This is a genomic window from Gottfriedia solisilvae, assembly GCF_002128405.1.
GTDB lineage: Bacteria > Bacillota > Bacilli > Bacillales > Bacillaceae_G > Gottfriedia > Gottfriedia solisilvae.
In genome coordinates, this window is record NZ_NETJ01000001.1 from 552,420 (window position 1) to 568,082 (window position 15,663).

Annotated in this window: 22 protein-coding genes; 10 read left to right on the forward strand and 12 right to left on the reverse strand. The window is 32.5% G+C overall.

Annotation, left to right across the window (positions count from 1 at the left end; translation table 11 throughout):
* Window positions 1-44: 44 nt before the first annotated feature.
* A complete protein-coding gene (locus CAB05_RS02675; RefSeq protein ID WP_087998267.1) occupies window positions 45-461 on the reverse strand; it encodes an acyl-CoA thioesterase in 417 nt (138 codons plus the stop codon).
* Between the two features lie 121 nt (window positions 462-582).
* Here CAB05_RS02675 and CAB05_RS22280 point away from each other — a divergent pair, with 121 nt between their 5' ends.
* The 3 genes from CAB05_RS22280 (at window position 583) to CAB05_RS02685 (ending at window position 3,057) form a co-directional block, all read left to right on the forward strand.
* Window positions 583-729, forward strand: coding sequence for a DUF8570 family protein (locus tag CAB05_RS22280; protein ID WP_167374456.1), 147 nt, complete (start codon window positions 583-585; stop codon window positions 727-729).
* Between the two features lie 11 nt (window positions 730-740).
* Window positions 741-1,619 carry a prohibitin family protein gene (locus CAB05_RS02680; RefSeq protein WP_371870396.1) on the forward strand — a complete coding sequence of 293 codons (879 nt, stop codon included), beginning with the start codon at window positions 741-743 and terminating at the stop codon, window positions 1,617-1,619.
* A gap of 154 nt (window positions 1,620-1,773) precedes the next feature.
* Window positions 1,774-3,057, forward strand: coding sequence for a glycosyl hydrolase family 18 protein (locus tag CAB05_RS02685; RefSeq protein ID WP_087998269.1), 1,284 nt, complete (start codon window positions 1,774-1,776; stop codon window positions 3,055-3,057).
* Window positions 3,058-3,109: 52 nt separating this feature from the next.
* On the opposite strand, the gene tlp is transcribed toward CAB05_RS02685, so the two are convergent.
* The 5 genes from tlp to acnA form a co-directional block, all read right to left on the reverse strand.
* Window positions 3,110-3,337 carry a small acid-soluble spore protein Tlp gene (gene tlp / locus CAB05_RS02690; protein ID WP_235821347.1) on the reverse strand — a complete coding sequence of 76 codons (228 nt, stop codon included), beginning with the start codon at window positions 3,335-3,337 and terminating at the stop codon, window positions 3,110-3,112.
* A gap of 34 nt (window positions 3,338-3,371) precedes the next feature.
* On the reverse strand, window positions 3,372-3,512 hold the full coding sequence (locus tag CAB05_RS02695) for an acid-soluble spore protein N (RefSeq protein WP_056476763.1): 141 nt from the start codon (window positions 3,510-3,512) through the stop codon (window positions 3,372-3,374).
* 134 nt (window positions 3,513-3,646) lie between these two features.
* Complete coding sequence (locus CAB05_RS02700; protein WP_087998271.1) at window positions 3,647-3,784, reverse strand: FbpB family small basic protein; 138 nt, start codon at window positions 3,782-3,784, stop codon at window positions 3,647-3,649.
* A 74-nt stretch (window positions 3,785-3,858) separates the two neighbouring features.
* On the reverse strand, window positions 3,859-4,410 hold the full coding sequence (locus CAB05_RS02705; RefSeq protein ID WP_087998272.1) for a TlpA family protein disulfide reductase: 552 nt from the start codon (window positions 4,408-4,410) through the stop codon (window positions 3,859-3,861).
* Window positions 4,411-4,552: 142 nt separating this feature from the next.
* Window positions 4,553-7,279: an aconitate hydratase AcnA gene (gene acnA / locus CAB05_RS02710; RefSeq protein ID WP_087998273.1), complete on the reverse strand. Its 2,727-nt coding sequence runs from the start codon at window positions 7,277-7,279 to the stop codon at window positions 4,553-4,555.
* A gap of 218 nt (window positions 7,280-7,497) precedes the next feature.
* On the opposite strand from acnA, the gene sspO reads away from it, so the two are divergent.
* The 3 genes from sspO to CAB05_RS02730 all read left to right on the forward strand — a co-directional run bounded on the left by sspO (window position 7,498) and on the right by CAB05_RS02730 (window position 8,655).
* Entirely contained in the window at window positions 7,498-7,644 is a 147-nt protein-coding gene (sspO, locus tag CAB05_RS02715) for a small acid-soluble spore protein SspO (RefSeq protein WP_308464600.1), read from the forward strand.
* A gap of 689 nt (window positions 7,645-8,333) precedes the next feature.
* On the forward strand, window positions 8,334-8,468 hold the full coding sequence (locus CAB05_RS02725) for a small acid-soluble spore protein P (protein WP_087998276.1): 135 nt from the start codon (window positions 8,334-8,336) through the stop codon (window positions 8,466-8,468).
* Between the two features lie 31 nt (window positions 8,469-8,499).
* Window positions 8,500-8,655 (forward strand): YfhD family protein, encoded by a 156-nt coding sequence (locus CAB05_RS02730; protein WP_087998277.1) that lies wholly within the window; start codon window positions 8,500-8,502, stop codon window positions 8,653-8,655.
* Between the two features lie 90 nt (window positions 8,656-8,745).
* On the opposite strand, the gene CAB05_RS02735 is transcribed toward CAB05_RS02730, so the two are convergent.
* Complete coding sequence (locus CAB05_RS02735) at window positions 8,746-9,441, reverse strand: DsbA family protein (protein ID WP_087998278.1); 696 nt, start codon at window positions 9,439-9,441, stop codon at window positions 8,746-8,748.
* 148 nt (window positions 9,442-9,589) lie between these two features.
* Here CAB05_RS02735 and CAB05_RS02740 point away from each other — a divergent pair, with 148 nt between their 5' ends.
* Window positions 9,590-10,501 carry a CobW family GTP-binding protein gene (locus tag CAB05_RS02740; protein ID WP_087998279.1) on the forward strand — a complete coding sequence of 304 codons (912 nt, stop codon included), beginning with the start codon at window positions 9,590-9,592 and terminating at the stop codon, window positions 10,499-10,501.
* A 52-nt stretch (window positions 10,502-10,553) separates the two neighbouring features.
* Here CAB05_RS02740 and CAB05_RS02745 read toward each other — a convergent pair whose 3' ends face one another.
* Complete coding sequence (locus CAB05_RS02745; protein WP_087998280.1) at window positions 10,554-11,027, reverse strand: hypothetical protein; 474 nt, start codon at window positions 11,025-11,027, stop codon at window positions 10,554-10,556.
* 192 nt (window positions 11,028-11,219) lie between these two features.
* On the opposite strand from CAB05_RS02745, the gene CAB05_RS02750 reads away from it, so the two are divergent.
* Window positions 11,220-11,651 carry a DUF2621 family protein gene (locus CAB05_RS02750; RefSeq protein WP_087998281.1) on the forward strand — a complete coding sequence of 144 codons (432 nt, stop codon included), beginning with the start codon at window positions 11,220-11,222 and terminating at the stop codon, window positions 11,649-11,651.
* Window positions 11,652-11,679: 28 nt separating this feature from the next.
* On the opposite strand, the gene CAB05_RS02755 is transcribed toward CAB05_RS02750, so the two are convergent.
* From CAB05_RS02755 to CAB05_RS02765, 3 genes are all read right to left on the reverse strand, one after another.
* Window positions 11,680-12,159, reverse strand: a complete 480-nt coding sequence (locus CAB05_RS02755; RefSeq protein WP_087998602.1) for a CcdC family protein — start codon at window positions 12,157-12,159, stop codon at window positions 11,680-11,682.
* Between the two features lie 32 nt (window positions 12,160-12,191).
* Window positions 12,192-12,560, reverse strand: coding sequence for a response regulator (locus CAB05_RS02760; RefSeq protein ID WP_087998282.1), 369 nt, complete (start codon window positions 12,558-12,560; stop codon window positions 12,192-12,194).
* A gap of 85 nt (window positions 12,561-12,645) precedes the next feature.
* Entirely contained in the window at window positions 12,646-13,353 is a 708-nt protein-coding gene (locus CAB05_RS02765; protein ID WP_087998283.1) for a cytochrome c biogenesis CcdA family protein, read from the reverse strand.
* Between the two features lie 220 nt (window positions 13,354-13,573).
* Here CAB05_RS02765 and CAB05_RS02770 point away from each other — a divergent pair, with 220 nt between their 5' ends.
* The gene (locus tag CAB05_RS02770) at window positions 13,574-14,314 is read left to right on the forward strand and encodes an AzlC family ABC transporter permease (RefSeq protein WP_087998284.1); all 741 of its coding nucleotides are present in this window, start codon (window positions 13,574-13,576) and stop codon (window positions 14,312-14,314) included.
* On the forward strand, window positions 14,311-14,616 hold the full coding sequence (locus CAB05_RS02775; protein WP_087998285.1) for an AzlD domain-containing protein: 306 nt from the start codon (window positions 14,311-14,313) through the stop codon (window positions 14,614-14,616). The genes CAB05_RS02770 and CAB05_RS02775 overlap by 4 nt, the downstream gene beginning before the upstream one ends.
* Window positions 14,617-14,792: 176 nt before the next feature.
* Here the strand turns inward: CAB05_RS02775 and pgoN are convergent, their stop codons facing one another.
* Window positions 14,793-15,629 carry a glyoxal/methylglyoxal reductase gene (pgoN, locus tag CAB05_RS02780; RefSeq protein WP_087998286.1) on the reverse strand — a complete coding sequence of 279 codons (837 nt, stop codon included), beginning with the start codon at window positions 15,627-15,629 and terminating at the stop codon, window positions 14,793-14,795.
* Window positions 15,630-15,663: the final 34 nt, after the last annotated feature.

Consider the following 15,663-nt stretch of genomic DNA (forward strand, 5'->3'; position numbering starts at 1 on the left):
TAAAAGGTAGAAGAATTTTATTTATCCTTCTACCTTTTTTACATTTATCCCATCGCCTTTTCGTATGCATCATACCAGTCGGGGAAGGATTTTTTAAATTTGATTGGTCTGAAAGTATCCTTAGATACTAAAACATGTGTAGAGCTTCCAATACAACAGATTTCGTCTTCTTCATTTAAGATCTCATATTCATAAATTACTTTGAGCGGACTGAGTGATTTTATTTTTGTTTTAATGGTTGGACTTTGACCATATCGTAAACTTTTTTTATACGATACATTCAAATCAATGACAGGAGATATTACTCCTTGTGCCTCCATGTCCGCATAATTAAATCCTAATTCCTTTATTAGTGCAGTTCGTCCAATCTCAAACCAAACTAAATAATTTGCATGATATACGACACCCATTGCGTCTGTTTCTGCATATCTAACTTCAACCTTTTTTTCTGAAATAAACATCATACTCACCTCATATTCTTCTATAGAATACTTTACCAAAAAATTAATTTTTGTTCTATTTTAAACTTCGCGTAGCCCGTAGATGTTATAATGTATGTAACAATTAAGGGAGGTCTCATTCTTGAAAGTTATAATAGGTTCAATCTTGATCATCCTTCTTTTTTTATTTGGTATCTGGCTCATCCTATCTCCTACATTTCATAAAATTGGAGAAAAGTCAGCAAAAGTTAAAAACATATTAAAGGACGAGGAGGAAAATAGAGAATGAATGTTCAACCAATGGAGCAAAAAAAATCATTTTTTACGAAAAAAGTAATTGGTGGGATGATTGCTGGAATTGCACTTCTTTCTGCTGTGGCAATACCTGCATTATTTATTGAAAAAATTACACCAGGATATGTAGGGGTAGTTTATTCTCCTAATGGTGGAATACAAAAAAATACATTATCACAAGGATGGAACTTTGTAGGTTTATTTGACAAGGTCACTGAATATCCGATTCGTTTACGTACAGTTGAATATAAAGATGTTGCACTTGCTACTTCCGATGGAAAGCGAATTGAAATGGACTTATCTTATACATATAAAATTGATCCATCGAAGGTTGTTCCAATGTTTAATGAATTTGGACCAATTGCCATTGAAGAAATTGAAGATACATATTTAAAGAAAAGACTGCAGGATGCCGCTCGAATTGCAGTTTCTAAATACACTGTTCTTCAGTTATATGGTGAAAAATCAAGTAATGCTTCAGCAGATATTGAAACACTTTATAAGGACGATGTGAAGGTGCTTGGCTTCTTTGTCGAGAACCTGACATTAGGTACACCAAAACCAGATGAAAAAACTCAGGAAGCAATCGATGCACGTGTTCAAGCAGCTCAAATAAACGATCGTAAGAAAATCGAATTAGAAACAGCAAAAATAGAAGCTCAAAAGAAGAAAGTAGAAGCGCAAGCAGATGCTGATTCACAGCTCATTCGTGCACAAGGTCAGGCAAAATCAAATAAAGTACTACAACAATCACTTACAAAGGAATTAATTGAATATAAAAAAGCAGAAAAATGGGATGGTAAACTTCCTACTGTTTCTGGTAGTGATTCAAATATTATTCAGTTCCCACTTCCACAAAATGAAAGTAACGAAACGAAAAAATAATATTTCTTGTAAACCTGGTCCCTTGGCCAGGTTTTTTCTTCCTTCCTTCTTTATCCCCTAACCTTGTTTTTTGGTCCCCTCTTCTATTTCCTTAATATCGGCATATATTTTTTAATAGCGTAATTCATCATTCCTGTGAAAGGAGATAGACGAAATGCAAATTCACGTGGTTAAAAGCGGCGAAACTGTAATGAGTATTGCCGATTTTTATGGTGTTGACAGGCAAGCACTAATAAACTCAAATGCCCTAATAGCCCCTTATAAAATAATTAAAGGTCAAGCGCTAGTAGTACCTACAACTGGAAATGAATATTTTGTTCAACCTGGAGATAATTTATACGAGCTTGGCTTAACTTATGGTGTTAGAGGAAATCAAATCGCTACCTATAGTGGAATCAGTCCGTACGCAACCTTACATGTTGGACAAAAATTAAATTTACCACCAAGAAAAAAGAGAAATGTTGAATCTATTGGCTATTTACAACCAACTTCTAGTCCAATCAGACCTGCTTTAGAAGAAGCTGCTAGGAATGAAGGTAAATTTTTAACTTACTTAGCGCATTTTAGTTTTGATGCGAGAAGAGATGGGTCTTTGACAGAGCCACCAATTGGTAATATCCCTCAAATCGCGAAAGAAAACCGAAATATTTACATGATGGTTGTTTCTAATTTAGAAGCAGGAAACTTTTCAACAAGTCTTGCAACAGATATATTACAAAGTCAGGCAGTTCAAGATACTTTAATCAATAATATAATTGCTACATGTAATAAATATGGTTTTAGAGATGTTAACGTCGATTTTGAAGATGTAGCTGCAACAGACCGCGTTGCTTACATTAATTTTTTATCAAAACTTAAATCAAGACTACCTCAGGGAATTATTCTAAGTGCAACATTAGTTCCAAAAACTAGTTCAAATCAAAAAGGTAGATATTATGAAGCACATGATTATGCTGGAATAGGAAAAGTTGTCGATTTTGTTGTCATCATGACATATGACTGGGGCTGGCAAGGCGGTCCACCAATGGCGGTTTCTCCGATTGACCAAGTCCGTAGGGTTATTAATTATGCAAAAACGGTCATTAGCCCTTCAAAAATAATGATGGGACAAAATTTATACGGTTTTGATTGGAAAGTTCCATTTAAACAAGGTACAATGGCGAAAGCCCTTAGTGCTGAAGGAGCAACTAATTTAGCCATTCAAATGACAAACGAGATATTATTTGATACAAAAGCTAGAGCTCCTTATTTCCGTTATACTGAGTCAAATGGCCAAAAACATGAGGTTTGGTTTGAGGATGCTAGATCAATTCAAGCCAAATTTAATTTAATAAAAGAAGAAAATATTAGAGGAATTTCTTATTGGAAGCTTGGCCTACCATTCATCCAAAATTGGGAATTACTTCAAGCAAATTTTAATATTGTCAAAAGAGGATAAAAAAATGCTAGGTATCAATGAGATATACTCATAATACCTAGCATTTTTTTAATCAATCATTTGCATCATTAAATGCTTGTTCGTCCTTTAATTCACTTTGCAAGGCAACTAACGCTTCCTCACGACGTTCATTTTTTGCTAAAGCATTTTGACGATCTTGTTCATTTCCAAATTTCATTGAAGCTTCTGCTTCCTTCATATTTTCTCTTGTGTTGTTAATTGCATTTTGAATTTTATTTGCGTTATCACTTCGATCATCTGGATTCGGTTTAAATTCCATGATAAAATCCCTCCAATTATTTTATTGTTCTTATTTAGCCATTATCTACAATTGGTTGTTTCCCCGTAGGGTCTTTGTACTGCATTTGCTTTCCTTTATTTCCACCAGCAGCTTTGTTTTGTGTTCCAATATGATTCGGAACAAAGTCTTTAGGATGTTTTTTAGGGTTTCCCATATTATCGCCTCCTAGCGATAGTATGAGTTTTCCTACTTTAAATATGTATTTAGAAATTAAAAAACATCGAGTTAAAAAATAACTAAAATAAAAAAGAGAAGGTTCCCCTCCTCTACTTTTTGAATTCTATTTCATTACTCTGCTTTAGCCTTTCTTTCTAGGCGTTCTTCAAGTCTGTCATATATTTTATTTAAAGCTTCTTGATCGTTCAACAAAGAGTTTTTATTTTCTAAAATTAATTCTTGAAACGATTTATGTCTTTTCTTACGCAAATTAATCACCTCTTCTTTTTAGATAGTATTGCCAAAAAAAAGAGTTTTCTTACAGTTTAGTTAATTGAATTTTATTATTTTAGAAATTGATTTAATTGTTTTTCAGTTAAAGGTCCAATTTGCTTATAAATCACTTCACCATTTGGGTTGATAAAGAATGTAGTCGGTATCGAAATAACTCCGTACTTTCGAAAATTATCGCCTTTTTCATCAAGTAAAATTTGATAATGCATATTATTTTTTTTAACGAAATTGTTCACAAAATTAAGATCCTTTTTTTCACCAATAAAATCGGCAACTCCTAATATAACGATATCACTTTTATTTTTCTGATAAAATTTTTCAAGAACTGGAATTTCATCCTGGCAAGGTGGGCACCAAGTTGCCCAGTAATTTAATATAACCTTTTTCCCTTTATATGACGATAGCTTCACTTTCTTTTGATCCAATGTCATAAGCTCAATATCTGGAGCCTGTTGACCAACTTGGACACCCATTTTTTGAATTGACGCAATATAAGAATCATTCTTACTCACTTTCTTCTCTTCTTGCTTTTTTTCAGTTAATTGAAAAATTGAATACCCTAAAGCTATTACTAATAGTAGTAATGGTATGATTTTTTTCATGATTGTAATCACCCTTTTAATGAACTAACTCTATTTAACCATAAAATATAGAAAAAACAAATTTCAAAAAGAAGTTTTCTTAGGATACCCTTTATAAAGAAAAAAAGCACAGTCATTAAGACTGTGCTTTTTATGATGAAAATTAATGAGTTACTTTAGAATCATTTAATTTATCACGTAGTACCATTTGAAGAATTCCACCATGACGGTAGTAGTCAATTTCAACTTCACTATCGAAGCGAGCTACTACATCAAATTCTACAGTTGTTCCATCTTCTCTTGTAGCAGTTACTTTTACAAGATCACGTGGTTTAACATTTTCATCAACATTAACTGCAAATAATTCTTTTCCAGTTAATTCGTATGTTGCAGCATTTTCGCCATCTTTAAATTGAAGTGGTAGAACACCCATTAATACAAGATTACTACGGTGGATACGTTCAAAGCTTTCAGCTAGAACAGTTTTAATACCTAAAAGGTTTGTTCCTTTTGCTGCCCAGTCACGAGAACTTCCCATACCATAGTCATTTCCTGCTAAAATCATTAAACCAGTTCCATCTTCTTTATAACGCATTGCTGCATCATAAATTGACATAACTTCACCAGTTGGCCAGTAAGTTGTGTATCCACCTTCTGTGCCTGGTGCAATTTGATTACGGATACGGATGTTTGCAAATGTACCTCGCATCATTACATCATGGTTTCCACGACGAGAACCATATGAGTTAAAGTCAATCGGATTTACACCTTTGCTTTGTAGGTAAAGACCTGCAGGAGTTGTTTTACCAATTGAACCAGCTGGTGAAATATGGTCAGTTGTAACTGAATCTCCAAATTTACCAATAATTTTTAATCCAGCTAATGGTTTAACTTCACCTGGCTCTTTTGATAAACCTTCAAAGAATGGTGGGTTTGCAATATATGTTGATTCACTATCCCATTTGTATAGAGAATCATCAGTTGTTTGAATTTCGTTCCAACGCTTGTTGTCTTCAAATACTCTTTCATATTCTTTCTTGAATAATTCAGGAGTAACTGTTGCAGCTACAACTTCTTGAACTTCAGCAGATGTTGGCCAGATATCTTTTAAGAATACATCCTTACCATCTTGATCTTGTCCGATTGGTTCAACAGAGAAGTCAATATTTACATTTCCAGCTAAAGCGTAAGCAACTACTAATGGCGGTGATGCTAAGTAGTTACCTTTTACTTGAGGATGAATACGTCCTTCAAAGTTACGGTTACCTGAAAGTACAGATGTTACTAACATATCATGTTCAGCGATTGCTGCTTCCATTTCAGGAGCTAAAGGACCAGAGTTACCGATACATGTAGTACATCCATAACCTACAATGTTAAATCCTAATTGGTTCAAGAAAGGAATTAAGCCAGCTTCTTGTAAATATCCACTAACTACTTTAGAACCAGGAGCTAATGAAGTTTTTACATAAGCAGGAACTGTTAATCCTTTTTCAACTGCTTTTTTCGCAACTAAACCAGCACCTAACATTACGTAAGGATTTGATGTATTTGTACAACTTGTGATCGCAGCGATTGCTACAGCACCTGTTTTAAATGTTGTTTCAGTACCATTTTCAAATTTAACTGCAACTTCTTTATCTAAAACATCTTTCGTTAATCCGAAACCTGCATTACCCATTGGTGCAGCAACAGCTTCTTGGAAAGATTTTTTCATTTCAGAAAGTGGAATTAAATCTTGTGGACGTTTTGGACCAGAAAGATTTGTTTCAATTTCAGAAAGATTAATTTCTACTAATGAAGTGAAAGTTGGATCTTCTAAATCAGGTGTATAGAATAAGTCATTTGCTTTGCAATATGCTTCAACTAATTCAACTTGCTCTTCTGGACGACCTGTTAAACGTAAGTAGTTTAATGCTTCACCATCAACTGGGAAGAAACCACATGTAGCACCATATTCAGGAGCCATGTTCGCAATTGTTGCACGGTCTGCTAAAGGCATGCTTTGTAAACCTGGTCCAAAGAACTCAACAAATTTATTAACTACACCTTTTTTACGTAAAACTTCAGTAACTTTTAAAGCTACATCAGTTGCAGTAGTTCCACTTGGAAGTGAACCAGTTAATTTAACCCCAATTACTTCTGGTACTGGGAAATAAGATGGTTGGCCAAGCATTCCTGCTTCAGCTTCAATACCACCTACACCCCAACCTAATACACCAATACCATTGATCATTGTTGTATGAGAGTCAGTACCTACTAATGTATCTGGGAATGCAACGATTTCACCATCTTCATTTTGAAGAGCATGAACAACATTTGCTAAATATTCTAAGTTAACTTGGTGAACGATACCTGTAGCTGGTGGCACAGCACGATAGTTATTGAATGCTTTTTGAGCCCAGCTTAAGAATTGGTAACGCTCTTCGTTACGTGAAAATTCTAAATCCATATTAAAATCAAGTGAATCCAACGTACCAGCTTTATCTACCATTACTGAGTGGTCAATAACAAGATCAACTGGAATTTCAGGATTAATTACTTCTGGGTCTCCACCCATATCTGCCATAGCTTTTCTTAAAGAAGCTAAATCTACAACAGCAGGAACACCAGTAAAATCTTGTAAGATTACTCGTGATGGTTTGAAAGGAACATCTACATCTTGTAGTTCAGTTGTTCCCCATTTTGCTAAGTTTTCAACATGTTCTTTCTTAATTACTCTGCCATCTACTTGACGAAGAACTGACTCTAATAATACCTTAATTGAATAAGGTAATTTGCCAATTTTGGCAACTCCAGCTTCCTCAATTGCTTTTAAGCGATAATAATGATAAGTTTTGCCGTTCGCAGTAAAAGTCGAACGTGATTGAAAAACGTCATTTTTCCCCATGTTTCTTCCCCCTATTAAGCATAAAATGTCTGAATTTATTTTATATCCAAACTTTTCAATACCTTACAATAATATCTTATTACAATGTATATCATAAGTAAATAACAAGTAACTTATCATTTCTAATAAGTAAAACTTATGACCAAATATCAATGACAAATTTCGCGTATTCCGAAAAAAAAAGGTAACACTAATAAATGTGAAAAGGAGGGATTATGATGTCAAGACGTAAGAATAATGTTGGTAGTGGTAGATCTGCCTCACTCGAGCAAGGAAAAGCAGCTGGTTTTAATGAAGAAACTGCACAAGAGCCACTTTCAGCAGATTATAAATTAAACAATAAAAAAACAAAGAAAAGACAATAAGCCAAACAAAAAAAACAAGCAATTTCATTAATTTGAGATTGCTTGCTACTTTTTCTTTATTATTTTATCACAAAAACAATCATAAAAATTAATCTACATCATCTTTATGTCGTGGGAATATTTTCTTATCTATCGACTTTGGTGGGATTAGATATATAATCTCCCCAGTTCCTTTTGTATCTTTATTAACTTCATTATTTTTTCGGTTATAGTATTGGTAAAAATTTACTACATTTTTTTGCCTCTTATTATATTGAAGTTTTCTAATCAAAAAATAGAGTACGATAATACCGGAATATATGAGACAAATAGTTAAAGCTTGCATAATCAGTCTCCTCTTTCATTTTGACTACTACTAGTATTGGTTAAATTACATGTTTCATACATAAAAAGAGTCAGACAAACAAAAGTTTTGAACTAATATTCTATTATTATAGGCTATTCCATATTTCTTCAAATAATTGATTGTCATTATTTTTACATTTGAACTAATAGAAAACAGTTTGAAGATTAAAGATATGAAACCAACTCTCCCCCTTTGTTATATGTATTTTATATATATGAAAAATGTTATTGAAAATTATAAGTAAAATTGATTAAAACGCTTTCATTTGAAATTTAGTAAATTTTACATAGTAGCATATTTTTTCATTTAGAACTAAAGCTATTAATGAAGGTAGGTGACAATAATGGCAAATAAATCAGTTCGCCGAAACAGTGCGATTGAAAATGAAAGTGGACAACCAAAACCATTAAGCGGTTCTCATAAAGTAAAGAACCAAAACCATACAAGGCAGAAAAAACATAGTCATCATGACATGTAAATAAATTGATATATTTTGGAGGGTATTAAAAATGAAGAATAAAGAAAATATTAACAATAAATTTAACCGATACGTTGAACCAGATGGACTGGATGTAGAATACTCAGAGGAATTAGCAGATCAAAATGATATTCAAGCACAAGAGCGTTCTGCTGCTGCTGATGCTCGCGTAAAGAAAAAACTATAAATAAAGGAATGCGTTATTAACTTTCAGACTGACTGAAACTCTTGGTTTACAAACGAAAAAGGTATGCGTTATTCGCATACCTTTCAAACTTTATTTATTTAATTCTGCATCAATTGCAGCTTTAATTGACTCTAAACTTGGATCAGCAGTTGCTTTCCCGTTTACAAATACAGTTGGCGTACCTTGAACACCGTAATGATTACCGATTGCAACATCACTAGATACTTGGCTCATTGCTTCTTTTTTATATAAATCTTTTTTAAACTTCTCTTCATCTAAGTCAGGCATAACAGATTTTGCAAGTTCAGTTAACTTCTCTTTTGTTGCCCAGGTTTTCGTTTCATCCTCTTGCTTTGCATAAATCTCTTCTTGGAATTTCCAAAAAGCATCCTTGTCATAGCTATAGACTACTTCAGAAGCTAATGCCGCTAAATTTGAATCTTTAGCGATAAATGGGTAATTGATAAATGAAAAAGAAATTAAACCTTTATCGATATATTCTGATTTAATATCAGGAAAAACAATTCTCGTCCAGTCAGCACAAATTGGACATTTATAATCGCCAAATTCTACAACTTCAATTTTAGCATTTTTATTTCCAATCGTTGGCTGGTCTTTTGTATTAAAGCCGTCCACTTTTACATCATTCACACCAGAAATTGTCGGATATGATTCTTCTGCTTTTTTATCTTGAACTTTAGAGACATAAAACAATGCTCCTAGTAAGAGTAAAATGCCAACAAAAACAGAAATGGCGAATGTTTGATTATTATTCTTTTTTTTCATTACTACTAAGCTCCCCCTACTTTTGTAATGTATATTATTGTATCATAAAGTAGATAAAGCTAACTATTTATTACTTTGTAATAGAAATATATATTACGATTATTTAGACATAATTTAGACATATTTATCTCGAAAGGAAGATATTTTTTTGAAAAAAACAGAAATCATTATATTAACAGGTTTTTTAGGGAGCGGAAAAACAACTTTATTAAAACAGTGCCTACAAACGGAGCTAGCGAATAATCGTAAAATAGCAGTTGTGATGAATGAAATAGGTAAAATCTCAATTGACTCTAACGAAGTGTCTAAAGACGTTCGCTTAAAAGAGTTACTAAACGGCTGTGTTTGTTGTACGATGAAAGATCAACTTGAAATACAACTCTTATCCTTAGTACAAAATAATGAACTTGATTGTATTTATATTGAAACAACTGGGGTCGCAAATACAATTGATGTAATTGATGCTTGTACCTCAGCTCAAACTGTAGAATCCCTCGTGATAAAAGGTGTTTTATCTACAGTCGATGCTTCGCGTTGGTTAACCAAAAATGAATTAAGTCCTACAATTAGATATTTACTCATTCAACAGATTTCATATAGTAATTTATTATTTATTAATCGTTTACAAAATTTATCTACCGACGAAAAAGAACATGTCTTACATGAAATAAAATCAATCAATCCAAATATAATCATTGAAAATACGAATATTAATGAGTTTTTATCGAATCTAAGCTTTTCAGAAACGACAATCGATCATGAAAAATTTGATGTAAATACATCATTAAAAATCAAAACCTACACTCATGAACAAAATCATTCTTATGATAAACAACAATTTGAAGAATTTCTTAGAAATGCTCCGAGTAATTTATTTCGCATGAAAGGCTATGTTTCATTTAAAGGTGATCCATTATTATATAATGTCCAATATTCAAATGGACTCCTTACCTATGAAAAGGAATTAATGAAGCTCCCTAAAAGATTAGTTTGTATTGGGGAAAATATTGATCAAAAGCTTTTAGAAATTGAATTAAATAAACTAGAAGTAAGTGAATAATCTCATGTTAAAAGCCAAGTTTCAAATTAGAAACTTGGCTTTTATTTCGTTTTTACTTATTGTTTTTATTAACAAGAATAATTAATTCTTCATCAAATTTAATATCCGAACTATGTTTCAATATTTCTTTAATAAATCCTTTGGGATTTTCAAGCGTTAGTAAAATCGGCTGAACTGATTCGTTAATGTGAATTAATAATGTAATTAATTCCTTATTTCTACCATAAACCTCAACTAATTGTTTAATTTCAGTAATATCTTTTATTTTAACTTTTAAAGAAACGAATCCTTTATGAATGACTATTTCATCCTGGTTGATCACTATATCGCTTTTAATCAAACGATATGCAGTAATCATTAATACAACGATTACTACCCCCATCTGTAAATACCCTGTGTACTCATTCGCAGTTCCAACCAATAATGATATCAACTTGTACAGAAAGATTAGAAGTAGTGAACATGCTGCCATATAGAATAAAACACTCAGAAAAGTAAAGTGAGAAGAGAATTTCGCCTGTTCCACAATCGTTCGCCTCCTCTACGACTTTTTTAATTGTTTTTTCTACTATATGTATCAAATCCCCAAAATGAAACTAGTACCCTAAAAAAAATGGTCATTTTTTGACAAAATCACTCGTACTTGCTTGATAGTTCCCTCATTTTCTTACTATAATAGTGATATGTTTATTGTTTAATGGAAACAAGGAGGATACATATGTTTTCGGTTTGGTCGCAAATTATGATTGTCATTTGGACAATTTTCTTATTAGGAATGATGTCAATTGGTGGGTACTTCATGTTCAGAAAGTTTTTAAAAAGACTTCCAAAAGAAGATGGCAAATCCATTTTAGATTGGCAAGATGAATACTTACAACAAACAAGACATTTATGGTCTACTGAGCAAAAGGAATTATTAGAAGAACTTGTAAAACCAGTCCCTTCATTATTTAGAGATGTTGCTCGAGACAAAATTGCAGGTAAGATTGGTGAATTAGCACTCATTGCTAACGCTACACAAATTACACAAGGTTTAATTATTGAAGGTTATATTAAGGCAACTCCTAAAAGGGATCATGCATTTTTAGTAAAAACCTTAAAGAAAAAAGAAATTGATTTTACTGAATATCAACATTTACTAGCAAAATAAAAAGTGTACCTTAAAGGTACACTTTTTTTCATGTAATAATTGTATTTGATGGAAGCTGTCTTCTCATTTTTGTATAAGATTTATACATCGCTAAACGCCACGGAACAATCATTGAGAATGCAAGTAAGAAAAACATTCCGCTCAATTGACCTACATCGATACTTGAACTTAAGTAAAGCTTCATAATAATACGAACAATTAATAAACCAAGTAAGATAAATACGAATGATTTTGATCTTTTTAAATAAATTTCATTTTCTACAATTTCAAACTTCGACGTTTTAATTAAGAATAATGAAAAAAACATTCCGATACAAACTGCCTCAAGTATTTCAGATCCATTTAATCTGAACTCTGGAACGATATACATCAGTGCCCCAGTACTCATGAAAAATGGTGGTAATATAATTTTTCTTAAGTTTGTTGGTTTCTTTGCAGCTTTTAAGCGGACAACAATCACACCTAGAGCCATTACTGTCGCTATGACAGTACTTACTATAATACTCATATCCTTACTCATTTCTTCACTACCTTTTTATTTCAATCTTGAAGACTAAATATTCTCTCTAGTGCTGTGATAATTTGAAGATCATGCACTGGTTTTTCAATAAAATCTAATGCACCGTATTGAAGTGCTTCATTAACTACATTATCTTGCGTCATTGCAGATAACATGATAATTTTTGCATCATGGTGATTTTCTTTAATTTCTTTTAGTGCAGTTAATCCATCTTTTAGTGGCATCGTGATGTCGAGTAACATAAGGTCTGGTTTTAGTTGTGAATAAAATTTGACGGCTTCTTCCCCATTTGATGCAAATCCTATAACATCATAACCAGCGTTTTTAACAACTTCTCCAATTTTCGTACGTATGAATAAAGAATCATCTACGATTAAAATCCTTGCCACTACTAAGCCCCCTGTATTAGAGAATATCAGAATATACTTTAACTATAACCTATATATTTTAAGATTACAATTCAACATCAATTGATTAAAACCCAGTAAATCCACCGGTAAATCGCGTAAAATAAATTGTAATTTTTGTTAGCCAATCAAAATATAACATAATCCCCATTAGAATCATAATATATCCGCCAAAAACGACAATTTTATGTGAGTATTTTTTTATCCAATTTAATGAGCCTAAATAAAATGAAAGAACAAAAAATGGAATCGAAAACCCAAGTGTATAAGCTAGCATATAAAATAGACTGGAACTTGGATTACTAACAGCTAACGCAAAAACAGATGTTAAAATTGGACCTGTACAAGGTGTCCAACCTGCAGCAAAGGCTAAACCAATTAACATCGTACCTAAATAACCGCTTGGTCGTTTCGAAAATTGAAATTGGCGGTTATTCATTAAGAACTTCGGTTGAAAGATCCCCGTTACAACCAATCCTAAAAATACAATTAATATTGCCCCTATTTGGCGAATAAAATCTTGATAGCGCATAAAAAACGATCCAATGAAGGACGTACTAAATCCTAACACGATAAAAATAATAGAGAAACCTAATAGAAAGAATAACGTATGTAATAACGTTTTGCTTTTATGTATTCTATTCTCACTTTTTAAATCACCTAAAGATACCCCAGTAATATATGATAAAAACGCTGGATAAATTGGTAAACAGCAAGGAGAAATAAAGGAAAGAAATCCTGCTCCGAATGCAATACCAATATTTAAGTCCCCCATTAACAAACTCCCTTTCTCATTTAAACATTCTAAATAACATTATAGTATAATCATATGATAATGTTAATTTTAAATACATTCATTAAAGGAAGAAAAGAACTTTTGTCGAATAATAGTTCAAATATAATTTAATAGACTTGGCGCTGATTTGTACCCTACATGACTTTATTGTGTAGGGATTTTACAAATCAACTCCACAACTCTATGAAAGGAGATTTATATGTCAACATTACTTCAGCAAACAAAAAGTACACCTGAAAAAATGAATCGTAGTAAAGAAATGAAAGAAGGCTTTTTAGCAGCTGTACCTTTAATCATTGGCTATTTACCAGTTGCATTTACATTTGGATTAATTGCAAAACAATCTGAGATTGACATACTAAATACTCTATCTTTTAGTGCACTTGTCTATGCAGGTGCAAGTCAATTTATGGGTTTATCAATGTATATTACTGGCGTTAGTTTAGTTCAAATATATATTGCTACACTCATTTTAAATTTTAGGAATTTCGTCATGAGCTTGTCTTTTAACAATCAATTCAAGAATTTGCCTTTTTGGCATAAAATCTATTTATCTATTACATTAACTGATGAAAACTTTGCAGTAACAACACTTGGTAATAAAACAAATTCGGGTAGTCAATCCTCCATATACTTAATCACCTTACATACAATTGCTTACGTAACATGGATTTCAGGTACTTTATTAGGCGTTGTTTTTTCTACACTTATTCCTAAAGTAATTAGTGAAAGTATGGGAATATCATTATATGCAATGTTTATTGGACTATTAACTCCAGCAGTTAGAACGAATTGGCGTGCTTGCATCATTGTATTTGTGAGTATGCTATTAAACTTTTCATTTTCACAACTATTAAGTCAAGGCTGGTCACTTATTTTAGCATCAGTAATTGCAAGTTTATTAGCTATCGTTTTAATGAAAGGAGAAGACAAAAAATGATCGTATTTCTTCTTGTTCTTGGAATGTGTTTAGTCACTATGATCCCTAGAATACTCCCTGTATTTATTGTAGATCGAGTTCAATTTCCAAACTGGGTTACATCGTGGTTAAAAGGTGTTCCATACGCAGCATTGGGTGCACTTATTTTCCCAGGTATATTATCAGTAGAAAAGGGAAATATGAGTGTCGGTCTTATAGGTGGGATTGTTGCCATTATTCTATCTATATTTAGATTGCATATTATATTTGTTGTATTTGGTTCGATTGGAACTGTACTCATTATGAAATTATATTTTATTTAGGCTGTTTTCGTATATATTGTTGCTTTTTAAAAATGCGTTAGTTGATTACAACTCCAGGTTGCTCCCTTTCCGTGAGACGTGAGGCGTGACACTGAGCCTCGGGTCCACACGATGTGGAAATATCAAATAATATAGAAAAAAACTTCCAGCCAATAAAAGGTTGGAAGTTTTTTTGATTAAAAGCCGATACTCATCGTATCAGGATGTGAACCGGCACGACTATCGATGTTTAATCCACTGATTCGTTCCATATCTTCATCTTCTAAATAAAAATCAAAAATATTAGCGTTTTCTATGATTCTATGTTCTTTAATCGACTTTGGAATTGTGACAACTCCGTTTTGTAAATCCCAGCGCAGAATAACTTGTGCAACTGACTTGTTATATTTACGAGCAATTTCTTCAAGCGTTGGATCCTTTAACAATTGCCCTTGTTTTAACGGTGACCACGCTTCAAGCTGAATTCCTTCTTTTTTACAAAAAGAAAGTAGTTCACTTTGTGTTAAATGTGGATGATATTCAACTTGATTTACCATTGGTTTAATTTCTGAAGAACTGATTAGATCCTCTAAATGGTGAATTTGGAAGTTACTAACTCCAATTGCACGCACACGTCCATCTTTATATAGCTTTTCAAATGCCTTCCATGTCTCCTTATATTTATCCTTTCCTGGCCAATGGATTAAATATAAGTCCAGGTAATCTAAACCTAGTTTTTGAAGACTTGTTTCAAAAGCATTTAAAGTTGATTCATATCCTTGATCGGAATTCCAAAGTTTTGTTGTAATAAACAACTCTTCACGGGGGATATTGCTATCTTTAATAGCTTGACCAACACCTTCTTCATTTCCGTATATGGCCGCTGTATCAATACTTTTATACCCATTTCTTAAAGCAGCTTTCACAGACTGTACGACTTCTTCTCCGTCATTCACTTTAAATACACCTAAACCTATCCAAGGCATTTCCACACCATTATATAATTTAGAAGTGTCTTTTAAACTCGTTTGCATCAAATTTCCCTCCTATTCATCTTTATCAAAAGTT

What these genes read in the sequence shown, in the direction of transcription:
- sspO (WP_308464600.1), top strand. Translation starts at nt 7,498, where the DNA reads ATGTCAAGACGTAAGAATAATGTTGGTAGTGGTAGATCTGCCTCACTC.
- CAB05_RS02695 (WP_056476763.1), bottom strand. Translation starts at nt 3,512, where the DNA reads ATGGGAAACCCTAAAAAACATCCTAAAGACTTTGTTCCGAATCATATT.
- CAB05_RS02725 (WP_087998276.1), top strand. Translation starts at nt 8,334, where the DNA reads ATGGCAAATAAATCAGTTCGCCGAAACAGTGCGATTGAAAATGAAAGT.
- CAB05_RS02680 (WP_371870396.1), top strand. Translation starts at nt 741, where the DNA reads ATGGAGCAAAAAAAATCATTTTTTACGAAAAAAGTAATTGGTGGGATG.
- CAB05_RS02705 (WP_087998272.1), bottom strand. Translation starts at nt 4,410, where the DNA reads ATGAAAAAAATCATACCATTACTACTATTAGTAATAGCTTTAGGGTAT.
- CAB05_RS02770 (WP_087998284.1), top strand. Translation starts at nt 13,574, where the DNA reads ATGTCAACATTACTTCAGCAAACAAAAAGTACACCTGAAAAAATGAAT.
- CAB05_RS02755 (WP_087998602.1), bottom strand. Translation starts at nt 12,159, where the DNA reads ATGAGTATTATAGTAAGTACTGTCATAGCGACAGTAATGGCTCTAGGT.
- pgoN (WP_087998286.1), bottom strand. Translation starts at nt 15,629, where the DNA reads ATGCAAACGAGTTTAAAAGACACTTCTAAATTATATAATGGTGTGGAA.
- CAB05_RS02765 (WP_087998283.1), bottom strand. Translation starts at nt 13,353, where the DNA reads ATGGGGGACTTAAATATTGGTATTGCATTCGGAGCAGGATTTCTTTCC.
- CAB05_RS02675 (WP_087998267.1), bottom strand. Translation starts at nt 461, where the DNA reads ATGTTTATTTCAGAAAAAAAGGTTGAAGTTAGATATGCAGAAACAGAC.
- CAB05_RS02775 (WP_087998285.1), top strand. Translation starts at nt 14,311, where the DNA reads ATGATCGTATTTCTTCTTGTTCTTGGAATGTGTTTAGTCACTATGATC.
- CAB05_RS02735 (WP_087998278.1), bottom strand. Translation starts at nt 9,441, where the DNA reads ATGAAAAAAAAGAATAATAATCAAACATTCGCCATTTCTGTTTTTGTT.
- CAB05_RS02685 (WP_087998269.1), top strand. Translation starts at nt 1,774, where the DNA reads ATGCAAATTCACGTGGTTAAAAGCGGCGAAACTGTAATGAGTATTGCC.
- tlp (WP_235821347.1), bottom strand. Translation starts at nt 3,337, where the DNA reads ATGGAATTTAAACCGAATCCAGATGATCGAAGTGATAACGCAAATAAA.
- CAB05_RS02730 (WP_087998277.1), top strand. Translation starts at nt 8,500, where the DNA reads ATGAAGAATAAAGAAAATATTAACAATAAATTTAACCGATACGTTGAA.
- CAB05_RS02750 (WP_087998281.1), top strand. Translation starts at nt 11,220, where the DNA reads ATGTTTTCGGTTTGGTCGCAAATTATGATTGTCATTTGGACAATTTTC.
- acnA (WP_087998273.1), bottom strand. Translation starts at nt 7,279, where the DNA reads ATGGGGAAAAATGACGTTTTTCAATCACGTTCGACTTTTACTGCGAAC.